Genomic DNA, 22,881 nt, shown 5'->3' with positions numbered 1-22,881 from the left:
ATTATTTTTTCTCTCCTTCTTTGAAGAATGCTTTAGCTTGCGCTTTTTGCTCAACTAATTGTGGTGTTAATTTTTCAAATGTGTAATCAAAGATTTCATCAATCGTAACACTTTCATTTTTTTGTGCTCAAATAATAGCGTCATCAATTTGTTTGGTAATTTTTTTGTCTAAGGCTTCTTGTTTTTTATCATCTCATAGTTTAACAGATTTTAAATATTCTCTAATTCGATCAATCGGTTCTTTTTTTAATCACTCTTGTTCGATTTTGTAATCTTCAGCAGTGAAGTAATCTTTTTTAATATCAAAGGCTGAGTGGGCATTTTGACGGTAAGTAATTGCTTCAATTAAAGATGGTCCATCACCTTTTTTAGCTCTTTCGATCGCTTGTTGTGTGACATAGTAAACAGCAAAAAAGTCGTTACCATCAACACGGATATTGGGAACACCACAAGCTGAACCTTTTTGGGCAAAAGTTGGACTCATTGTCGCTTTTGATGTTGGAGTATCTAATGATCATTGGTTATTTTCGACAAAGAAAACACAAGGTAATTTTTGAATGGCAGCAAAGTTAATGGCTTCGAAAAATTCACCTTCCGAAGTTCCACCATCACCGATAGTTGTTAACACAACACCTTTTCCTTTTTTATACTTTTCAGCAAAAGCTAATCCTGTCGCATGAGAATATTGAGTAGCAATCGGAATGTTAACTGGTAAGATATTAATACCTTTGGGCATTTGACTTCCCATTTCGTTTCCTAATCAATATTGAATTACTTTTTCAATGGGGTAACCAGCAGTAATTCATGCTGCGTTGTTACGATAAGCAGGAACAAATCAGTCGATACCTTTACGTAAGCAACTAGCATAAGCAACTTCGACACCTTCTTGACCACGTGATGATAAAAAGTTAATAACTTTTCCAATCACTTTTGGTAAACCATTTTTTAAACCAACTTTACCTTGGTCATCTTTTTCATAGTTTAGTTCCATTTGCATTTGTTCTTGTGTGCGTGATAGACACATGTTTTCATATGCTGTTAATAATATTTTAGTATCAAATTTATTTAAATATGCAATAAAATCGGGATTTATTACTCCCTTTTCATTTAATATTTGAAAAATTTCTTGTTGTGGATTATCGAATTTCTCAACTCACATTTATTTTTTCCTCCTAGATATTTTAGTTAATTGCAAGCATACACTTTAATTATACTATTTTTTAAAATAATGCCTAGACATTCTATTTTATTATACTACTAATGATCTCTTCTTCAGTAAAATTTTGACCAAAAATTGCAGTAATATTAGTGTTTTTAATAATATTGGTAATTGTTGGAACATTATATTTTTGCTGCGTTAAATTTTGTTCTAATGAAGTAGTACCTGCTGACCCTAAGAAATCGCCATAAATTTTAATATTGTTAATAATTCCTGCTTGCACATTAAGTCAAACATGGATAGTACCTTTATTAGGGACTAAAGTTTTATGTTTTAAATCAAAGTTTGGTGATTTACCATAGATTCAATCTCAAGTACGATATTTTTGATTGGCTAATGCTGCAATGTCTGTAATCATTGCTGATGTTAACTTCAAAACTTTAGTATTTTTAGTATGTTGTAATTTTTCAACAATTAATTGTTGAAATTGGTCAATAGTTAGTGGAGTTTTTAATAAGGGTAAAATATTAGTAACACGAGCTTGTACTGATTTTATCCCTTTTGATTGCAATTTCTCTAAATCAGGTTTTAGTACTTTTGGTAACATTTGCATATCGACATTAAATAAGATAGTGCCATGATGTAAAATGCGATTATTAAATGTGTATTGGGCGTTACCTGAGATTTTTTTGTCATCAATAATAATATCATTTTTGCCACTATTCTGGGCATTTAATCCCAAACTTTGTAAAACCTCAATAATGGGTTTAGTAAACAGTGCATAGTTACGAGCATTATCTTGATTTTTATTAAAAATAAAAGTGAAGTTTAAATTACCTAAGTCTTGATAAACAGCACCACCACCTGATAATCTTCGGACAACATTAACTTGTTTTTCACGTACGTATTCATTATTAATTTCTTCAATGGTATTTTGATTACGACCAATGACAATCGTGTTATTGTTTTGTCATAGTAATAAGATTTCATCAGTAATATTAGGATTACTAATTAAATATTCTTCAGTTGCTAAGTTGAAATATGGGTCTTTACTATTATTAATATAATATATCATTATTTTGTTTCTCCTTGGTCAGTAGTAGTTCATTTATGAACGAACTTTAATGTACTATTACAATAAATATTGTAATCAGTAGTAATTGCTCGCACATGTTTAGCTTTTGGTATGATTAATAGTTCACTAATTTCTGGGGTTTGTTCATAACTAATTTTTTTAGTAAATAAATGTTCAGTCATAGTTACTGGCACAGTTTCATCATCGTTACCATGAATAAATAAAACAGGAATATTAGCACAATATTTTAACTTATTAATAGTATTAATACTTTTGATTTTAAATTTATCTTGATGTTTAAAATAAAATTGTAACCCAAAATAAACTCAAAACCATGTCGTTTTAAAATACTTTTGAGCAAGAATTTTCAAAATATGGGCAAAACTATCATAGCCACAATCAAAAATACCGCACTTAACACCTAAGGTGACAATTTCAAAACGACACATAGTTTCTAAAATAGTAGTGGCACCCATACTATTACCAATTAAACTAATACTAATTGGTTGATTAAAATCTTGATTTTCAATAAAACCATTAAGATATCTAATAACTGCGTATAAATCATCAGCTTCTTTAGCACCAAAAGTAACACTATCTTTAATATTATTACTGCCATGACCTCGTGCATCATAAGTTAGAATATTATAACCTTGTTCATAAAAATGTTTTACTAAATATAAAATACTATAACGATTTTGTTGTCAACCATGGACAGCAATTATTCATTTATGATTATTATTGGAACGTTGATTAGCAATTACAAAGGCTGATAATTGAATGTTATCAAAAGTAGTAATAGTAACATCTTGGGGTTCCATCATAGTTCAACTAGCTTCATCAATTGTTAATTGGGGTGCTTGTTGTAATTCCATATCACGATTATAAAAATTCAAACTATTAAGGTCAATTTTTTCAAAATTAGGATTTTCAATGCGTCCTGTTCGTTGAAATTTTTGCATAGTATTACGCATAATTTTTCCGAAAATGGCATTAGTAAACAAAAAAGGAATAAGTCATAATGGAAAAGTTAATAACAAAATTATTTTTAATCATCAAGCAATTTTATACTTAACCTCTTTTATATTCAAGGTCATAGTAGCACGTTGTTTTAAATATATTGTATCTTTTGCCATTACTATTTATTCCTTTCCAAGACCAAAAATTTATATTTTATACAAATAATATGTATAAATTAAAATTTACTAAGATAATTATTTTTTCTTACCTGGCGTATATGGATCTGGATAAGTAACATCTTCTTTTGTTAATACTCCTGTTGCTAATAAAGCAGCAGCAGTTACGAAGTTATATGGTTTGTTAAAGTGTGGTAGGAAATACATATCAATTAATGGTATTTCATCAATTGTTACTTGTTTTAAAATAGCTAATGAGAACATAGAAATAGTTTCGCTATGATCATGAGTTGAGCCAATTTCAGCACCAATAATACGTCGAGAACTTTTTTCTCATATAATTTTGATTTTAACTTCATGGTTTTCTGCCATAAACGGAGGAAAAACAGTATCTTTGTAAAAGTAAGCTTCAATTTTATCTTTACCAAGAATGGCACCTGCAGAAAGTTCTGACAATCCAGTAGCACACAGTTTTCAACCAAAGACAGAAATCGCATTAGTTCCTTGCACACCTGGGAAAACAAGTCTTTCTTTGGGATTAGTTTTTGTAACATTAATTCCAGCAACTAAACCAGTACGAACAGCGTTAGTAGCTAGGGCAATATTAACATTTCTATTTCAAGCATTAGAGCGAATGTTAATACAGTCGCCAATGGCATAAATATTAGGGTCTGAAGTTTGGAAATATTGGTCAACTTCAATGGCACCACGAGCATCTAAAGTAATTTGTGGTTTTCCTGATTCATCTTTCACAACAGTAGTATTTGGTAAGAACCCAACTGCCATAATAACTAAGTCAGCATCATAAGTTCCTTTATTAGTTTTTACTTGTAAGACTTTATCGTTTTTAGTAATGAATTCTAGTAAAGTTTCACCTAATTGCAGAGCTATACCTGCTTTTTTCATAGTTGTTTCAACATCAGTTGTGAATTCTTCATCATAGTAACGTGGCATAATACGGTTTTCAAAGTCAATCAAAGTAACTTGTTTTTTGTCTTTGTAGAAAGCTTCTACTAATTCAATACCAATATATCCAGCACCAATCACAACTACTTTTTTAACTTCAGGTTTACTTAAATGAGCAATAATTGCTTGAGCATGTTGGTATAGTTTTGATAAGTGAATACCGTTCGTTAATTTAACACCATTTAATTCATCTTTAACAATCACACCATCTTTATGAGCAATTAAACCTGGGATTTCTTTACCACCTGGATTTAAGATTGGTCATGAACCAATACCTAAGATTAATTTATCATAAGTTTCAGTGATGATTTCATTCGTTTTCATGTTTTTAATTTTGATGGTTTTGGCTTTACCATTATAACTAATCATTTCATGATTTAAGTTAACTTTAACGCCAAGTTTAGTTAGTTTTTCTTTATCAGCATAGAATAAACCTTTCGAGTCATTAAATTCTCTTCCTACTCATAGGGCAATACCACATCCTAAGAAAGAAATATTATCATTACGATCATATGCTACAACATGAGCATTAGGGTTAGTTTTCATAATTGCTTTTAAAGCAGTTGTTCCGGCATGATTAACACCAATTACAACAATTTTTGGATTTTTTTCCATTTTAAATTTCCTTCCTTATTTCTATTTTCTTAAGTACTAAATACTTAGGAAATATATATTTAATTTTAACACTTTATTTTAAATACTTATTAGTAAATTGTATGTATCTTGACAAATTATAATTTCTTCATTAGTTTTAATTTTATAAATGGGAAATTGTGATTGTTTATCACTAATTAGTAAGAAATCATCGTATTTATCTCTGTTTTTACTGTCTACTAGTTTCAATGTTAATATTTTAATCTCATTAATTATTAAATCACGAATGATAAATGAGTTCTCACCAATTCCTGCGGTAAATACTAATGCATCAATATTGTTTTGCAGATCATTGGCATATTGAACAATGTAATTAGCAATTCTTTGGACAAACATTTTAATTGCTAATTGCGATTGAATATATTTAGGGTGATTCTTATCTTCACTTGCAGCAATGACATCACGTAAATCAGATGAGTGTTGACTAATTCCTAATAAACCCGATGCTTTATTTAAATCATTCGTAACACTAGCAATGGTTGCATCTTTTTTAACATCACACATATAATTATGAATTGATGGGTCAATAATCCCACTACGTGATCCCATAATTAATCCATCAAGTGGTGTTAATCCCATACTAGTGTTATAACTTTTACCATCTTTGATGGCACAAATACTAGCACCATTACCTAAGTGACAAACAATAGCATTCACTTTAGTTTGTGGTTTGTTCATAACAATCGCTAATTTTTCTAAGATATAACGATAACTAATACCATGGAAACCATATCTTCTTACTTCGTGGTCAGTATATCATTCATAAGGCACTGAGTATAAAAACTTTTCTTGCGGAATAGTTGTATGGAATGATGTGTCAAAAACTGCAACATGGTGAGCATGGGGAATTAATTTTTGAAAGGCAGACAAACCTTTTAAAGCTGGTGGATTGTGTAACGGTGCTAATGGAATACACGAGTCAATGCCACTGACAACAGTTTTATCAATAACCATCGAACTATTGAATTTTTGTCCGCCATGAACCATACGGTGGCCAATGCGAGTAATATCATCAAAGTTAGCAATTACTTGGTATTTAATTAAACCAGCAATTACAGCTTGTGCTCCTGCGACATGGTCTTTAATATCTTGGACAACTTCATGTTTTGTAAAATCATTACCATTAGCAACTTCAATAATAAAGTTACTATCTTTAATACCAATTCTTTCCACTAATCCCTTTCCTAGAATTGTAAAAGTTGGTTGATGTTTTGTTTCATCAATTCTAAAAACTTGAAATTTAATAGAACTACTTCCAGCATTAATAACTAAAATTTTATTATGATTTAACATTTTTTTCTCCTTATTATTCTTTAATTAAAGTTTGAATCGCTGTAATGAGCGCTGTATAATAAATATCATCAACACTAGCACCACGTGATAAATCATTAACTGGTTGGTTTAAACCTAACACAATCGGACCAATAGCTTTATAGCCACCCAGACGTTGGGCAATTTTATAACCAATATTAGCAGCATTTAAATCAGGAAAAATAAAGGCATTACAACTTCCGGCAATTTTAACACTTGGAAATTTCTTGGCACGTACTTCCTGGTCTCAAGCAGCATCAAATTGAATTGGTCCTGCTACTAATACATTTTTTAATTTAGAAGTTTTTACTAATTCAGTAGCATTATGAACTTTAGCAACACTTTCGCCACTACCACTTTTATCAGTTGAGTATGATAATAGCGCTAGTTTAATGGGATTGAATTGTAAAAGTTGGGCAAAGTGAATTGTTGATTTAGCAATATCTGCTAATTGTTCAGAATTAGGGTTTAAGTTAATTGAACCATCACTGAATAAAAAGATATCTTCATCTTTATTCATAATAAAGGTACTTGAAACAGTTTTTATTCCTGATTTTGCACCCACAACTTGTAAAGCTGCACGGAGAATATCAGCAGTAGTAAAGGTAATACCACCAACAAAGCCATCAACAATATTACTTCTTAATAACATCATACCATAATAGTTACGCAAAGCAAGTTGTTTATCAGCTGCTTCTGGTGTTAAACCTTTGGCTTTTCTTAATTCTACTAATTTAGTAACAAACTCAGCTTTTTGCTTTGTTACAATAAACATTGTTTGAACATTACTGTTTTTAACAGCACTTGGGATCTCTTTTTCGTTAGTAAATAATAATACTGGAACAATAAAATTTTTTACTGGTGAATTACTATCAGTAATCTTTAATGCTACTGTTTGTACTTTATCGTTATCACCTTCGGGGAATAAGATTTTTATTGGTTTTTTACTAGTTTTTAAAATTGATAAAATAAAATCTAATAATTGCATATTTTTATTTGCCCTTTCAAAATGTTATTTTTTGCTAATAATTGTCGCGATAACTTTATTTTGAACCGCTTTAATAATATTATTTTCACCATTAATGTCGAAAACGATAATTTTTAAATTAGCTTCCATACACATTGTCGCTGCTGTTAAATCCATCACTTTTAATTGTTTGTTAGTAATATCTTCATAAGTTAGGTGGTCATAACGAACAGCATGCTTGTTAATTGTTGGATCTTTATCATAAACACCATCAACACCATTTTTGGCCATTAATAAAACATCAGCATCAATTTCTATAGCACGCAGTGCTGCTGCTGTATCAGTAGTAAAATATGGAGAACCAGTGCCACCAGCAAAGATACATACATAACCTTTTTCAAATCTACTTATGGCTTTTTTATAATAAAATGGTTCTGCTACTTGGTTAATTTCTAATGATGATTGGACAATAACTTTTAGTCCTAATGCCTTTAGTTTTGATTCTACTACTAAAGCATTCATAATGGTTGCTAACATTCCCATATAATCGGCATTAATCCGTTTTAATCCAACACTTTCACCTTGTTTGGCACCACGTCAGATATTACCACCACCAACTACGACACCAACTTGTACTTTATTTTTAACTAAAGTTTGAATTTGTTGACAAATATTATCAATGCTTTTGTTATTATATAAATCACTAACGTTACCACCTAAAGCTTCACCACTTATTTTTAATAAGACTCTTTTATATTTAAATTGTTCCATATTTATAATAACTCCCTCCTTACCCTTTTAATATTATAAAAAGCCACAGATTATTTTGTGGCTTTTTATAATATTTATTCATTGCTTGCGCTTGGTTTTGAATCTTTAGTATTATCAACAACATCTAATTTAACGTTATCAACAATTTTTTGAACTAAATGTTCTTTTACAAATAATTGAGATTGTGGCGTAATAATAGTTAAACGTTTTTTCATTTTTTTAATACCTTGTTCATAAACAATTTTTAAACCATGTTTTTTTTGGTCTAAAGCAATAATTTTATTTGTACTTACACTTTGTCCAAAGAAATAAATGTTAATTTCATCAACAGCAATTCCAAAATCAAAACTAAAAACATAAGCTAATATTAAAAGTGCAGTTAAGAATATATATTCGATAATTAAAATGCTTAAGAAAGCAGGATCATTTTTAACAAATACAGTATCATATGATCATACTTTCATGCCAATAGGCACAATTGATAAAATTAAACCAATTACTCCGATTGTTAAAGTTGGTACTAATAATTTTATATTTAAAAATCTATTATTAGTTTTTGGTTTAATGAAACTAAATCATCCTCACCCAAGAATGGCTAGTAACAATACAAACATCACTAATCCAATATAATATATAATTTTAAAGTCCAACATTTTGTTACCTCCTAATTATTTTGTGGAATTATCAATTTTTTCTCCTAATTGATAACGTACCATCGTTATAATTGTAGCATGATTTTTAGTTAAGTAATCTTTAACTTTAATTGTTAGGTCTTTACTATAGTCTTGATCAACAATAGTTAACGATGCAAAAAACTTTTGTAAACGGCCTTCAATCATTTTTTCAATAATAGCAGCAGGTTTTTTCTCATCTTTAGCTTGTTCTTGGAGAATTTCTAATTCGTTATCACGAGTTGTTTTTGGGATGCTATTAAGGTCAATGAATTTAGGATTTCCTGAAACAATTTGCATTGCAATGTTGTGAGGTACATCACTTTTGTTGTCCACACCTTTAATTACAACTAATGAAGTAAATTTACCGCCACCATGAACATATGAACCAAAAACTTCATCTTTATTTTTAGTTACAATTTCAAAACGTGTTAGAACAATATTTTCACCTAATTTTGCAATTGCAAGTTTCAATTCATCACCAAGGTTATCAGCACTAGAATTTGATTTTAATTTTAAAGCCTCAACAACTGTTTTTGGTGAATGTTTTAAAATCGTAGTTGCAATTTTATTAAATAAATTATTATATTCTTGAAGGGCAGCAACTTGTTCAGTTTGACAGTTTAATTCAGCAATTACAGCTTTATCACCATCAATTAAAACTTTAGTAATACCATCAGCTGCCGTATTAACACTTTTTTTCTCAGCTTTAGCAAGTCCTTTCACTTTTAAAATTCTATGGGCTTCTTCTAAATTATTATTACTTTCAATTAATGCTTCCATACAATCTTTCATTGGTAAATCAGTGCTTATTCGTAATTCTTTTACTAATTTGATATTAGCTTTTACTACATCTGGCATATAAATTTTACTCCTTTAATTTATTACTTATCTTCAGTTTTAACTACTTTATCAGCATCCATGCTTTCAATTATAGTTTCGGTAGTTTCTTCTTTTTTATCAACTACAGGTTTAATGCTTTGACCTTCTAAAATAGCAGCAGCAATTTTACTTGTAATTAAAGTAATTGATTTAGTAGCGTCATCATTACCAGGAATAATATAATCGATACCATCTGGATCTGAGTTACTATCACAAATGGCAATAACTTTAATTCTTAATACTTTAGCTTCTTGGACAGCAATGTTGTTAGCAATAGTATCTGTAATAAAAATAGCTTCTGGAATTTTGTACATATTTCTAATACCACCAAGGTTACGTTCTAAACGGTCTTTTTCTTTGGCAACAAGAATTTGTTCTTTTTTAGTTAAAAGTTTGATTTCTCCACTTTTTTCTTTATTTTCAATATCAATTAAAGATTTGATACTTGTTTTAATAGTTTTAAAGTTAGTTAATAAACCACCTAATCAACGTTCTGTTACATATGGTGAGTTACAACTAATAGCAAGGTCTTTAACTGCATCTTTAGCTTGTTTTTTAGTACCAACAAATAAAACTTTCCCACCAGTTTCACTGATTTCTTTTACAAATTTGTATGCTTCATCTAATTTACGCATTGATTTTTGTAAATCAATAATGTGGATGGCATTTCTTTGACCAAAAATATATTTGCGCATTTTTGGGTTTCATCTTTTAGTTTGGTGGCCAAACTGAACTCCTGCTTCAAGTAGTTGTTCACGTGTTACAATTGACATAATGTCTCCTTTAATTTGTTTTTCTTCCATTAGTTTCTAACATTAACCACTTTTAAATTAAAAGCACTAGGTAATGAATTCACAAATGTGATGCTTATTTTTATTCTAAATTAAGCGTGTATATTGTAGCATATTTTTGATAATTTAGAAAAATATTTTTACAAAAGAAAAACATAAGCAAGTTTATAACACCTGCTTATGTTTTAAAATCAATATGATTTTAATAAATAAAGTTCTTGCATAACTAAGTTTAGCTAATTTCTAAATTATGAAATGCAGTAATCAAATTAAATCTATATTCAAATTTTCTAAGGATTTTTATGTCATGATTTAGCAAGCGGACATTGCTTTATTCAGTTGGGGAACACTTTCTGACTGAATATGTGCTTGTACTTCCGTATTTGCTTCAAGTGTTGAAAACGTATTAGTATTAGCATTACTTAATCTTTTAATTAAACCTGCAGAAGTTGAGGGTTGTTCTTCAATTCCTTGTGATTTTTGTAATTGGTCAATTTTTGTCACAACTTCATTCAACTCTTTTTGTCTTTTTTCTATCTTTCTATCTAATCTTGCGTTTCGATCAAAAATACCACAAGTAAAATTTTTTCAAAAATTATTTCAACCTTCGCTCAGTTTTTTAACTTTTAGTTTTTCTATTTCATTTACTATATCATTTTTTTTGCTATGGCATTGGTCCAATGTTCAATTAGCTGCAAATCCTGTAACTCTATCTCTAGTCTCCTGAACAATTCCTGTAACTCTATTCTTAATCCCTTTAGCAAATTTTCCAATTGGTGCAAAGTATTTAGTAGCCTTATTATTATCAAGAAACTTAAATCCTATTCCTGATTTTGCTGAAGTTGAATTTGCTTCACCAGAGTTTAAATTTGAAATATTATTTATTGCGTCTTTTATGAGTTTTAAACAATGGTCAATTGAATTTATTTTACCTTTTAATTGGTTTTTAAATTCTGCCATTTTAGTTGCTTTTTTTGCTTCTTTTTCAGTTACTTTATCATTTATTTGCTGATTTATTTGATTTATTTTATCTGGTATTTGAGACACTATTTCTTTAGTGTTTTGCATTAATATTGCTATTTCTTCTGCTTTTTTAACTTTCAGTTCTTTAACTTGTTGCATTAATGTTGCTATTTTAGGTTCTATTTCAATTATTATTTGATTTAATGCTGTCGTTTTAACTGCTATTTCATTTACTTTCTCAACTTCTAGTTTTGCTAATTGTTGATTTAATTTTTCTTGTTTATCCTTTATTTCAATTATTATTTGATTTAATGCTGCTACTTCAGTTTCTTCTTCAACTTCTAGGGTTCCTAATTGTTGATTTAATGCTGCTATTTCATTTACTTTCTCATTGATTTCTTGATTTAACTTTGCTTTTTTATGAGCTGATTCATTTGCTTTTTCTTCTAATTTTTGTCTTAATTCTAATATTTTATTTTCCATTTTATCTGCTTGTTCAGTTGTTATTCCATTTATTAATTGATTTAATTTTTCTTTTTCAGGTGTTTTTTCAGTATTTATTTCAATTATTATTTGATTTAATGCTGTCGTTTTAACTGCTATTTCATTTACTTTCTCAACTTCTAGTTTTGCTAATTGTTGATTTAATTTTTCTTGTTTATCCTTTATTTCAATTATTATTTGATTTTCTTCTTTACTATGCGCTGTTTTTATACTTTCTTCTTTACCTTGTTTTTTATTATTTATTTCAGTTAATTCTTCTATTTTATATGATCGTTTCTTCTTTAATGCTACTATTTTAGTTTCTGTTTCAATGGCTAGTTCTTTTATTTTTTTATCAAATATTATGTTTTTAAGTTGTTTTTTAATTAGTAACTCTTCTAATTTTTGATAATATTCTACTATTTTAGTTATTTTTTCATCTGCTTTTTTAACTTTCAGTTCTTTAACTTGTTGACTGATTTCTACTATTTTAGTTATTTTTTCAGGTGATCATTGCGTTAATGGTAACATTTTAGAATCTATTTCTTCTGCTACTTTAACTGCAATAATTTTACTTATTTTTTGCTTTAATTCGTTTATCTTAGTCGTTTCCTCATTTTTTAACTCTTCTAATTTTTGCTTTAATTCCTCTTTTTTCGTATCTAGTTCTGCTAATTGTTTATTAATTTTTATTATTCCATTTACTTTTTCATCTTGTTGTTTTTCTAATTTTTGATTTAATGCTGTCGTTTTAACTGCTATTTTAGTTATTTTTTCAGTTTGTTGTTTGTTTAATGTTGCTATTTTAGTTATTTTTTCAGTGTCTCATTCTTTTATTTTTTTTTCAAATTCTGCTATTTCAACTATAATTTTATTTATTTGTTGATGCAATTCGTTTATTTTAGATATTTCATTTTGTAGGTTTGTTATTTGTTGATTTAATATTGCTATTTCTTCTGAATTTTTATTTTTCTTTATTTTTTTTCCTAATTTTTTATTCAATTCTTTAATTACTTTTTCTTTTTCTTTTTTTAGATTTAATAGTTCTTTATTAAATTTTTCTATTTTAGAAGTTAGTTGTTTTGATACTATCATTTTCTTTTTTATTTCATTTACTTTCTCAACTTCTAGGGTTTCTAATTGTAGATTTAATGCTGCTATTTCACTTGTTTTTTCAGTTGCTATTTCAATTATTTGTTTATAAAGCATTGATATTTCATTTGGTATTTTGGCTAATAACTTTTCTTGATCTTTACTTATTGCTCTTATCATTGGTTATCTTCCTTTCAAAATAAAAAAATCAATTATCTTTTAAAAAAAATAATGGATTGAAAACTATCTTTAGTTTCTCATATAGATTGTATATAAATCTATTAATTTTGCAGAATATATGCATAATGTTCTAAAAAAGAGTTAAACATAAGTAAGTAAATAGATACCAACCTAGATACTCATCTCTCACAAAATAAAAGGTGTATTATATAAATACACCTTTTATTTACTATCCATTTGTTTAATTCTATTAATTAAAATCGGGTCAATGGGATTATCAAAACTATTATTTTTATGAACACACTTACCAACATGAATATCAGTAATCCCGTTTTCTAAAAATAATGGTAAATTTTCCATACTAATACCACCACCAGCAAGGATTCTAATTGGTAAATTTAGTTTTTTCAAAACTTTGAAATTAGCAATATTATTAGTGATTTTATCTGTTCCACCACTTGTTAACACAGTAGTTATCCCTAAAGCAACTAGTTCTTGTAAAACCTTTGCTTGATTATTTAATCCATCAAAAGCACGATGAAAAGTTACATGTAATGGTTCTGCTAATTTAATAATTTTTTTCATTTTGTCAATATCAACACTATTATTTTTTGTTAAAACACCACAGACAATACCAGCAGCATTTGTCGTTTTAATAAAATCAATATCCTTTTTAAATTGTTTAAATGCCCTATCATCAACTTCAAAGTTATCATTATTGTGTCGTACCATAACCATTACTGGTACTTTAGCAAGACTACATGCTTGGGCAATTAAATCATATCGTGGCGTATAACCACCAAATTCCATATTTGCACAAAGTTCAATTTGATCAGCTTGTGTTTTATTAATATTTTCGATATCTTGTAATGATGTCGCAATAACTTCTAAAAACATTTTTAACTAATTTTCCTCCGATTTATTTTTTTGGTAAATATTTTTGTAATTGTTCAACTTTGTCTAATTGTTCTCAAGATAATTGTAAATCATTTCTCCCAAAATGCCCATAAGTTGCTAGTTGTTGATAATTTTGTTTAGTTAAATTTAAACTATTAATCATATTTTTCAAACTACAATCAAAGGTTTTAACAACAATAGTAGTTAATTGGGCTTCTGTTAAACCAGCAACAATTGTTTGATGCGTATTAATATATATCGCAATGGGGTCAGGAGTACCAATAGCATATGCTAGTTGCACTTCACATACTTGTGCTAACTTTGCTGCAACAATATTTTTAGCAATGTAACGAGCATAATAAGCACCTGTCCGATCAACTTTAGTAGGATCTTTACCAGAAAAGGCACCACCACCATGACTTGCAGCACCACCATAAGCATCAACCATTAATTTTCTTCCTGTTAGACCCGTATCGCCAGCAGGACCACCAATGACAAATTTACCTGTGGGATTAATTAAGAATTTAAAATCATCATTTAAATTATATTTTTTAGCAATAAATTGCATAATATCTTCATGAATAAATTTTTTAAATTTAGTTTCATCATAGTTAGCTTGGTGTTGAATACTCATTAAAATAGTATGTATTATTAACTGTTCAGGATTATTTTGATCGATAGTAACTTGCGCTTTCATATCATGTAATGCTCAAGGAAATTTGTTTTGTTTTTTTAAAGTATTAGCGCGTAACAATAACGCATGAGATAAAACAATCGCTAAAGGCATATATTCAGGTGTCTGACGACATGCATAACCAAACATAATTCCTTGGTCGCCAGCGCCAATTTGGTGATTTTTTAAATCAACACCACGTAAAATATCGGGTGATTGTTGATGAATTAAAATTTTAACTTGGCATGTGTGACCATTAAAACCAATTTCATCATTAACATAACCAATATCAACAATGACTTTACGAGCAATGTTTTCATAATCAACAACGGCATGACTATGAACTTCACCACCAATTAAGACAAAATCAGTAGTAATAAAAACTTCACATGCTACTTTAGCATGAGGGTCTTGTTGCAAAAAAGCATCTAAGATGGCATCAGAAATTTGGTCACAAATTTTATCAGGGTGACCTGGCGCAACTGATTCACTAGTAAAAAGATGATGAGTAATATTAGGGATTGATTTCATTATTAGTAGGACCTTTCTGGATGTTAATATTTTTTGCCATTCACGGCATAATTTCTTTGTCAAATAATGCTTTGATACTAGGCTCATTAATTAAAGCATGTTTACCCTCAAAAAGAAAGACATAATTGTGTTGGGATTTTCAATATTTATGATTAATTTTTAACTGGTGGAAATCACTAAAGACATCATCAGCGCTTTGTAAAATTAGAGTTTGTTGTTTTAAATTGCTAATGATATTTATACTATTTTTATTAATTTTTTTAAATTGTAAAAAGAAACGTAGTGATCAGTTTTGACGAACATTATATCTTTGATTCATGTTCGTAATATGAGCTTTGCTACTAGAAATATCTTGATTATCAATAAAAATGGGCATTTCAATTTTACTATTAAACAAAAAAGCAAAACCATAACGGAAAACAAATGATAATGAATATTGAGCTAAATTACGTTTAGTAACTAAGTTACTAATAATTAATGCTTCAACTTGGGGATTATTTTTAACAGCATAACTGGCAATCGCAGCGCCTAAAGATTCACCAAAGACAACAATTTTTTGGTTAGGGTACTTAGTTTTAACAACATTAATAACATCTTTTAAATCATTAATATCTGTTCCTAATGATTTAAATTTGGAAAAGCAAGCATTTTTGCCAATACCACGACGATCATATGAAATTAATGATAGTTGTGATTTTTTACAAAAAGCACTTAATAATTTAAAGTCTTCTTTTTGACCTTGTAAACCATGAACACCGATAATGATAACCTTACTTTTATCAACCATTTGTTTAAATATTTTTACTTCGTATAAATCACGTAAAATAATAAGCTTATCACGATCACGTAATTCTGCAGCTTGTTGACAAACCACACTATCTTTAATTTTACTAATGGTTATCTTTCGTCATACTATCAATACTAAAAGTATCACTATCCCAATGATAATTGAGTATAATCCATTATCTTTTATAAAGAAGTTAAGAAAATTTCATGGCATTTGTAATTAAGTTCCTTTCTATAATTTATTCATTAATTTTTAAATCAGGTGCTTGGGGATGAATAAAGATTCGTTCTAATTTTTCTGCTCTATTCGTTTCATTATTAATAGTTAATAAAACAGCTGAAAATTGACCTTCACCATCAGCTGGTTTAAGATAGGCAGGCATAGTTTTTTTATCACGATAAATCACTTCTTTCGGGTTAGCACCAATAATCGAATAAAATGGACCTGTCATTCCAACATCACTAATAAATGCTGTTCCTTTTGGTAATAAACGGTTATCAGCTGTTTGAACATGAGTATGGGTTCCAACAACACATGTTAGTTGACCATCAAAGTTTCAAGCAAATGCTAACTTTTCAGCAGTTGCTTCAGCATGAAAATCAATAATATGAATGTCACTAATTTCATTAGAATTTTTTTCTGTTGTTTTAATTAATTGTTCAACAGCATAATAAGGATTATCAGCTTTATCCATAAAGGTACGACCGATAATATTAGTAACACGAACTTTTTTAGTTCCTACTTCAACAACAATCGTGCCATTACCGGGATGATAAGGATTATAGTTTAACGGTCTTAATAAATCAGGACTTTTATCAATATATTTAACTACATCAGGGTGAGCAAAAATATGATTACCAGTTGTAATAACATCAATTCCTGCATCTTTTAATTCATGATAATGTCTTTCATTTAATGATTTACCATGGGTAGTATTTTCGCCGTTGGCAATTACTAAATCAATTTTAAATTCACTTTCATATTTCTTTTTAATTTTAGCAATCCATGTTTTAACCATCACGCGGCCGATATTACTATAAATATCGCCAATAATAAGGACTTTCATTGTTTTACACCTGCTTCATCTATATTTTATCAATTAATTGTAATTGTTTAACAAAATCATATTTTTCTGTATATTTTTCATAAATTTTTTGTCGCTTTTTATACCTTTCATAAAGTTGCAATTTACTTTCATAATTATTTAACAAGGCAATAACTTTTTGTAAACTATCATGAACAGCATTCCGTGATACGTTTTGTAAAGTTGCAATTTCTTGTAATGATAAATTATCAATAAAATAATTAGTAAAATATTTGATTTGCTTATTTGTTAATAGCGATTGATAAAAAGCAAATAAACTATAGTATAAAACTTGCTTTTCTAAACTATTCATCATTATACTCCGTAAATAAATCACTTGTTAAACTAAAAATATATTTATCTAAATCAAACTCTTCTAAATCAGTAACTTTTTCGCCAAACCCCATTAATTTAACAGGAATGTCTAAATATTCTTTAATAGCAAGAATAATACCACCTTTGGCCGTGCCGTCCATCTTAGTTAAAACAATACCTGTTAATGGCACAATTTTCATAAATTCTTGCGCTTGATTAATTCCATTCTGACCAGTAGTCCCATCAATTACTAATAATGTTTCATTAGCATCATGACCTAATTGTTTATTAATGATTTTATTAATTTTATTTAATTCGTTCATTAAATTAACTTTATTTTCTAATCTCCCTGCTGTATCAACAATAATAACATCACAATTAGCAACAATAGCACCATCAATTCCAGCGAAGACAACACTGGCTGGATCTTGTTTTGGTTGTCCTAAATAACAAGGTACGTCAACTCTTTGTGCTCATACTTGTAATTGTTCAACAGCACCAACACGAAACGTATCAGCAGCAATTAACATTGGCTTTTTACCCATACTTTTTAACTTAGCTGCTAATTTAGCAGTGGTTGTAGTTTTACCATTACCATTAACACCAACCATTAAAAAGAGCGTGGGTTTGTTTGTTGCAAAATTTAATCTGGTAGAAACAATTTCACCATCAGTATAAATCACAAACATTTTATCAATAATAATATCATTGATATCCTTAGGCTTGGTTAATTTCTGGACTTTAGCTTCATGACGGATTTCATCAGTAATGGTCTGTGCCATTTTGTAGCCAACATCAGCAAGAATTAAAGTTTCTTCTAATTCTTCAAAGTATTCTTCATTTAAGGTTTGATAACGTGCTGCTAATGATTTAATTTTAGAAGCAAATAATGTTCGTGACTTTTTTAGTCCTTGTTCATATTTTGTTGTTTTTTGGCCAAATAATTTACTTTTTAAGTTTTTGAAAAATGCCATAATATCACCTACATCGTTTATTATACCAATAAATTAGTAGTTCTACTCAGGAATTTATTACTAGTTTTAATTCCTGAGTAGAAAAATTAGGAAAATTTTTAATCCATTTGTATTGCATATGATGGTAAAAATCAATATTAAAATTAAATAAGTGTACACTAAAAAAATAAAACTTAACAAGGAAATATTTACCCATGAAAAATGAAAAAAATGATTTATTATCTTCAGCACTTAGTGCTACAACAACAGTAAATGATAACGTCTTAGTTGGCTATTGACATAACTGAGATTATGCTGATGGTTATCAAGGCGGAATTGCTCGTTACATGGATTTAACAGCAGTACCGACAATTTATAATGTGGTTAATGTTAGTTTCTATCAGATACTGCAGGACAAATACCTGATTTTAAACCAACAATGCCTAATCATCCTGAATGAACACAAGACCAAAAAGACCAAGCATTTACTAGTCAAGTTAATATCCTACATAGTCAAAATCGAAAAGTTATTTTATCTTTAGGAGGCACTTTAACAAATATTGAACTTAAAAATAGTCAGATAACTGAGTTTACTAATAAAATTAAAGAATTAGTAGCAAAATATCATTTTGATGGTATTGATACTGATTTAGAAAATGATTCAGTATTAGCTGGTGATAATGTTAATGTTATTACTTAGTCTTAAAAATATTAAAGACGAAAATAAAGATTTTTATATTACTTACTATGGCACCCGAATTTCCTAATTTAAAAGTTGCAACTCATGAAAGTTTCGTCCCATATCTTAAAAGTTTAAAAGACTATTACAATTTTATTAATCCTCAATTCTATAATCAACTTGGTGATGGTGTTAGCCAAACCTCAGATGATAAAGATTATTTTTTAAACACAAATATGGAATTGATACAGGTTGATGATTGCCTCAAACTCAATCTAACCCGCAATTAAAAAGTGTTTTCTTAGCTTTAATTACTAAATATATTACTACAGGTGAAACTGTTAATGGTTTTGAAATGATACCTGCTGATAAACTAGTGTTAGGTTTACCAGCCAATATAGATGCAGCAGCAAATGGGATAGTTACAGCAGAACAGTTAGCACAAGCATTAATTTATTTAAAAGAACTTAATTCAGCAATTAAAATTAAAGGTTTAATGACATGATCTGTTAATTGAGACGCAAATACTGATTTTGGATTTATGAAAATGTATCAAAAATTATTTTCAAATTAATAACTTGCGAAATATTAAAAACAATAAGACTTGGGATTACCAAGTCTTATTTAATAATTAGGATTTTTACTTTTATTGCAATAACTTACATTACCATTTATAAATGAATACCCTGTTTGGCATGCATTAGATAATAGAGTGGACCACTATACATAAAAAATACCCTAAGATAACTTTAGTTGTTAATGACATTATCATAACGACATGATAACAAAATTTAAACAGTATTTAGTGTTTTTAATTTTACAACTCAGACACTAACAGGTAATAAGGACAACTCTTTACTATAATAGTAAAGGAATAATTCCCACAGTAAATATTTGAAATTTACCTGGGAATTTTTAATTAACAATCTCTAAAATCTCTCGTTAATTAATAATTTTACATTATAGTTTAACCATTGTGCACAGTTAGACTACCTATAAATATTATCATGAATAATTTACTTTGCAAACAATATATAAACTTTAAGTTGTATTTTATTAATTTTAATTTTTAAATTCATAAATATTAGTACTAGTTTTATCAACAGTAAATCCCACAACATAACAAATCCCACAAAGAAAATCAATAATTCTTCTTCGGTCACTAACAACAGTATCTGTTAAATCAATTTTAATTGGTTTTTGTAAAATCATAGCATTAGCCATGGGTTCAATTTCTTGATAACTTTTAGGAGCAAATTCTTGAACTGCTTCTTTAAAATTCTTGTTGATAGAAGTAGTATCATTATTAACTACTGATTTTTTTCTTCATCCCATAATATTCTACCCTCCTCGGTTTCTTCTTCTTAAAAATGTTGGTAAATCATCATCAATTTCCATTATTGCGTCTTGAATTATTGCTTGTTGTTCTTCTTCTTTTTTCTTAGTTTGAACTTGTATTTCATTACTTATGTATTGCGTTTTAGTGGTGTTGTTAACAAAATCACGGTTATCAATTTTAGAAATTGAACCAAAATTAGTTGTTGATGTTAATTTTTCGTCAAAACCAGTAGCAATCACAGTGACAATCATTTCATCATTTAAATGTTCGTTAACAGCAACACCGAAAATAATGTTAACATCGCTACCAGCAGCATCACGTACTAAATCCACAGCAATATTAGCATCAGTTAAAGTCATTGTGGCACCACCAGTGACGTTAACAATCGCATTTTTAGCACCTTTAATGGCAACATCATCTAGTAATGGTGATGAAATGGCTTTAGTAGCTGCTTGCTTGGCTTTATGTTCACCTTTTGATATCCCAATTCCAAATAAAGCATTACCTTTATTTTGAATAATGGTTCTTACATCGGCAAAATCCAGATTAATTAATGCTGGAACAGCAATTAAATCAGTAATAGTTTGCACACCTTGACGTAAAATATTATCCGCTTCTTTAAATGAGTCTTTCACAGGAATATTACCAATGACTTGTAATAACTTATCATTAGAAATAATAATAATAGCATCAACTTGTTTTTTTAAGTTTTCAATTCCAACAGCAGCATGAGCGTTTCGATTACGTCCTTCAAATTTAAATGGTTTAGTAACAATGGCAATCGTTAGTGCACCACATTCTTTAGCAACTCTTGCCACAATCGGAGCTGCACCAGTTCCAGTTCCACCACCCATTCCTGCAGCAATGAAAACCATATCAGCACCACCAAGGGCACGTTTAATTTCAACTTCACTTTCAATAGCAGCTTGTTTACCAATTTCAGGGTTGGCACCAGCGCCTAAACCTTTAGATAATTCTTTTCCTAAGATAATTTTATTTGCTGCTAATGAAGCGTTAATAACTTGTTGGTCAGTATTAGCAACATAGAAGTAAACACCTTCCACTTTCGCTTCAATCATGCGATTTACAGCATTGTTGCCAGCACCACCCACACCAATTACACGAATAGAGGCTAATTTATTTTCTTCATCTACATCATTTTTAATAATAGCGGCTAACTGTTCAAATTGACTAGTGTTGTCATTTTCCATTTTCTCACTCCTTAATACTTTTCTTAAAATTCATTCTATTTACTATTACCATTATACTGATAACTTGGGAAATTGGGTGAATTATATTTTTTTGTTTCATTATTTTGTGGTAAACGATGATGATTAGTTTTTGGTAATATTGATAAAGCATTTACCGATGAAATCATATTGTTATTAAAAACATTAACCAAATGTTGATAGTGGGTAACACCAATTAAACTAGTTCAATTATAACTGTAGGCACCAAGATTTTGGTTTAACATATATTTAATAATTGATAGTTTACTATGGTTTTTGAAATAGTTAGCAAAACCAGCTAATCCCACAGTAATACCTGTGCAAATAACTTCCATTTCACTACTATTGTTATTACTTACTTCGTCTAGGAAGTATTCAATACAAGTAATAATTTCATTAATTTGGTTTTGCACTGTCGTTTGTAAATCAGATTTAGTTAAACAAATTTCTTGATTATGTTCGTTAAGATATTTATCAACCACAATATCACACAAATAATTACTATTAATGTTAATGATTTTTTGTAAATATTTTTTAGCTTTATCGTAATCACAACTCATTTGTTTCATTAATGCTTGAATAATTTGATTTCAACCAATTTTAATTTTAGTAGTAGCATATAAAACAGAATTGTTAAACACGCTAATCTTAGTACTATTTAAGTTTCAATCAATTAATACAATATTATTATTATTATTAATGTTACATGCTAAAGCAAACTGATCTAGTGTAACTGTTAATAGATCAACTTGGGCATTTTTTAATACTTCTAATTGTGAAGAATATAAAGTTTTAGGCAATGAATAAACTAACGCATCAACATTCAACACTTGTCCTTTTAATCCAATCGGTAATTGTTCACTGCTCTTTTCATTATTAAACTTAAAACTGTAAGGTTTAGTCAAACATACAACCTCACTACTATCGATAATAATATTTTTGGCCATGTCAATCACTTTACTACAATCAGCATTAGTAATAATGTGGTTGTCATCTTTAAAATCCATCATAGCTTGTGATTGGTAAATTTTTAAATTGTTTGATGGTAAACTTAGAACAATTCTTTGAACATTGATATTTAAAGTTTTATTAATTTTATCAATCATATTGCGTAAGCTATTACCTGTGGTAATAGTATTGATGATAACACCATTTTCAGCAAACTGTTCATTCTCTATTCTTTCTTTGTATAGAACTTGAATTTGATTATTAACATAATTGTTAACCATTAATTTTAAACTGAAATCTTCAATTTGACAAACAACATATAGTTCTTGGTAATTCATAAGTTCA

Annotated in this window: 23 protein-coding genes; 3 read left to right on the top strand and 20 right to left on the bottom strand. The window is 28.7% G+C overall.

Annotation, left to right across the window (positions count from 1 at the left end):
- Position 1: 1 nt before the first annotated feature.
- The 17 genes from AAHM98_RS03260 to ftsY form a co-directional block, all read right to left on the bottom strand.
- The gene (locus tag AAHM98_RS03260; protein ID WP_342277047.1) at positions 2-1,159 is read right to left on the bottom strand and encodes a thiamine pyrophosphate-dependent enzyme; all 1,158 of its coding nucleotides are present in this window, start codon (positions 1,157-1,159) and stop codon (positions 2-4) included.
- Between the two features lie 82 nt (positions 1,160-1,241).
- Positions 1,242-2,234 (bottom strand): lipoate--protein ligase, encoded by a 993-nt coding sequence (locus AAHM98_RS03255; RefSeq protein WP_342277046.1) that lies wholly within the window; start codon positions 2,232-2,234, stop codon positions 1,242-1,244.
- On the bottom strand, positions 2,234-3,370 hold the full coding sequence (locus tag AAHM98_RS03250) for an alpha/beta hydrolase (protein WP_342277045.1): 1,137 nt from the start codon (positions 3,368-3,370) through the stop codon (positions 2,234-2,236). Before AAHM98_RS03250 ends, AAHM98_RS03255 begins: the two co-directional genes overlap by 1 nt.
- Before the next feature lie 78 nt (positions 3,371-3,448).
- Entirely contained in the window at positions 3,449-4,951 is a 1,503-nt protein-coding gene (locus AAHM98_RS03245) for an FAD-dependent oxidoreductase (RefSeq protein WP_342277044.1), read from the bottom strand.
- A gap of 78 nt (positions 4,952-5,029) precedes the next feature.
- Positions 5,030-6,283: an acetate kinase gene (locus AAHM98_RS03240; protein WP_342277043.1), complete on the bottom strand. Its 1,254-nt coding sequence runs from the start codon at positions 6,281-6,283 to the stop codon at positions 5,030-5,032.
- Positions 6,284-6,296: 13 nt separating this feature from the next.
- Positions 6,297-7,289 (bottom strand): phosphate acetyltransferase, encoded by a 993-nt coding sequence (pta, locus tag AAHM98_RS03235; RefSeq protein ID WP_342277042.1) that lies wholly within the window; start codon positions 7,287-7,289, stop codon positions 6,297-6,299.
- Positions 7,290-7,313: 24 nt separating this feature from the next.
- On the bottom strand, positions 7,314-8,039 hold the full coding sequence (gene pyrH, locus AAHM98_RS03230) for a UMP kinase (RefSeq protein ID WP_342277041.1): 726 nt from the start codon (positions 8,037-8,039) through the stop codon (positions 7,314-7,316).
- Positions 8,040-8,113: 74 nt separating this feature from the next.
- Positions 8,114-8,692 (bottom strand): hypothetical protein, encoded by a 579-nt coding sequence (locus tag AAHM98_RS03225; protein WP_342277040.1) that lies wholly within the window; start codon positions 8,690-8,692, stop codon positions 8,114-8,116.
- A 15-nt stretch (positions 8,693-8,707) separates the two neighbouring features.
- The gene (tsf, locus tag AAHM98_RS03220; protein ID WP_342277039.1) at positions 8,708-9,571 is read right to left on the bottom strand and encodes a translation elongation factor Ts; all 864 of its coding nucleotides are present in this window, start codon (positions 9,569-9,571) and stop codon (positions 8,708-8,710) included.
- Between the two features lie 23 nt (positions 9,572-9,594).
- On the bottom strand, positions 9,595-10,365 hold the full coding sequence (rpsB, locus tag AAHM98_RS03215) for a 30S ribosomal protein S2 (RefSeq protein ID WP_342277038.1): 771 nt from the start codon (positions 10,363-10,365) through the stop codon (positions 9,595-9,597).
- 330 nt (positions 10,366-10,695) lie between these two features.
- On the bottom strand, positions 10,696-13,101 hold the full coding sequence (locus AAHM98_RS03210; protein ID WP_342277037.1) for a hypothetical protein: 2,406 nt from the start codon (positions 13,099-13,101) through the stop codon (positions 10,696-10,698).
- A 222-nt stretch (positions 13,102-13,323) separates the two neighbouring features.
- Positions 13,324-13,998, bottom strand: a complete 675-nt coding sequence (locus AAHM98_RS03205) for a copper homeostasis protein CutC (protein ID WP_342277036.1) — start codon at positions 13,996-13,998, stop codon at positions 13,324-13,326.
- A 22-nt stretch (positions 13,999-14,020) separates the two neighbouring features.
- Positions 14,021-15,202, bottom strand: coding sequence for a methionine adenosyltransferase (gene metK / locus AAHM98_RS03200; protein ID WP_342277035.1), 1,182 nt, complete (start codon positions 15,200-15,202; stop codon positions 14,021-14,023).
- Positions 15,186-16,202: an alpha/beta hydrolase gene (locus tag AAHM98_RS03195; RefSeq protein ID WP_342277034.1), complete on the bottom strand. Its 1,017-nt coding sequence runs from the start codon at positions 16,200-16,202 to the stop codon at positions 15,186-15,188. Before AAHM98_RS03195 ends, metK begins: the two co-directional genes overlap by 17 nt.
- A gap of 25 nt (positions 16,203-16,227) precedes the next feature.
- Complete coding sequence (locus AAHM98_RS03190; protein ID WP_342277033.1) at positions 16,228-17,055, bottom strand: TIGR00282 family metallophosphoesterase; 828 nt, start codon at positions 17,053-17,055, stop codon at positions 16,228-16,230.
- 19 nt (positions 17,056-17,074) lie between these two features.
- Entirely contained in the window at positions 17,075-17,386 is a 312-nt protein-coding gene (ylxM, locus tag AAHM98_RS03185; RefSeq protein ID WP_342277032.1) for a YlxM family DNA-binding protein, read from the bottom strand.
- Positions 17,379-18,362, bottom strand: coding sequence for a signal recognition particle-docking protein FtsY (gene ftsY / locus AAHM98_RS03180; RefSeq protein WP_342277031.1), 984 nt, complete (start codon positions 18,360-18,362; stop codon positions 17,379-17,381). The genes ylxM and ftsY overlap by 8 nt, the downstream gene beginning before the upstream one ends.
- Positions 18,363-18,780: 418 nt before the next feature.
- Here ftsY and AAHM98_RS03175 point away from each other — a divergent pair, with 418 nt between their 5' ends.
- The 3 genes from AAHM98_RS03175 to AAHM98_RS03165 are packed head-to-tail and all read left to right on the top strand — an operon-like array spanning position 18,781 to position 19,594.
- On the top strand, positions 18,781-19,041 hold the full coding sequence (locus AAHM98_RS03175; RefSeq protein WP_342277030.1) for a glycosyl hydrolase family 18 protein: 261 nt from the start codon (positions 18,781-18,783) through the stop codon (positions 19,039-19,041).
- 47 nt (positions 19,042-19,088) lie between these two features.
- Positions 19,089-19,310 (top strand): hypothetical protein, encoded by a 222-nt coding sequence (locus tag AAHM98_RS03170; protein ID WP_342277029.1) that lies wholly within the window; start codon positions 19,089-19,091, stop codon positions 19,308-19,310.
- Positions 19,280-19,594 (top strand): hypothetical protein, encoded by a 315-nt coding sequence (locus AAHM98_RS03165; protein WP_342277028.1) that lies wholly within the window; start codon positions 19,280-19,282, stop codon positions 19,592-19,594. Before AAHM98_RS03170 ends, AAHM98_RS03165 begins: the two co-directional genes overlap by 31 nt.
- 488 nt (positions 19,595-20,082) lie before the next feature.
- On the opposite strand, the gene sepF is transcribed toward AAHM98_RS03165, so the two are convergent.
- From sepF to AAHM98_RS03150, 3 genes are read right to left on the bottom strand one after another with little or no spacing between them, the layout of a single operon-like run.
- Positions 20,083-20,355: a cell division protein SepF gene (sepF, locus tag AAHM98_RS03160; RefSeq protein ID WP_342277027.1), complete on the bottom strand. Its 273-nt coding sequence runs from the start codon at positions 20,353-20,355 to the stop codon at positions 20,083-20,085.
- Between the two features lie 6 nt (positions 20,356-20,361).
- On the bottom strand, positions 20,362-21,570 hold the full coding sequence (gene ftsZ, locus AAHM98_RS03155) for a cell division protein FtsZ (protein ID WP_342277026.1): 1,209 nt from the start codon (positions 21,568-21,570) through the stop codon (positions 20,362-20,364).
- Between the two features lie 35 nt (positions 21,571-21,605).
- The gene (locus tag AAHM98_RS03150) at positions 21,606-22,874 is read right to left on the bottom strand and encodes a hypothetical protein (RefSeq protein ID WP_342277025.1); all 1,269 of its coding nucleotides are present in this window, start codon (positions 22,872-22,874) and stop codon (positions 21,606-21,608) included.
- Between the last annotated feature and the right edge of the window lie 7 nt (positions 22,875-22,881).

The sequence above is a fragment of the Spiroplasma endosymbiont of Nebria brevicollis genome, from assembly GCF_964030895.1.
In the GTDB taxonomy this organism is placed as follows: domain Bacteria; phylum Bacillota_I; class Bacilli_A; order Mycoplasmatales; family VBWQ01; genus Spiroplasma_E.
The sequence above is the reverse complement of the archived record's forward strand: the minus strand, read 5'-3'. Positions and strand labels throughout refer to the sequence as shown.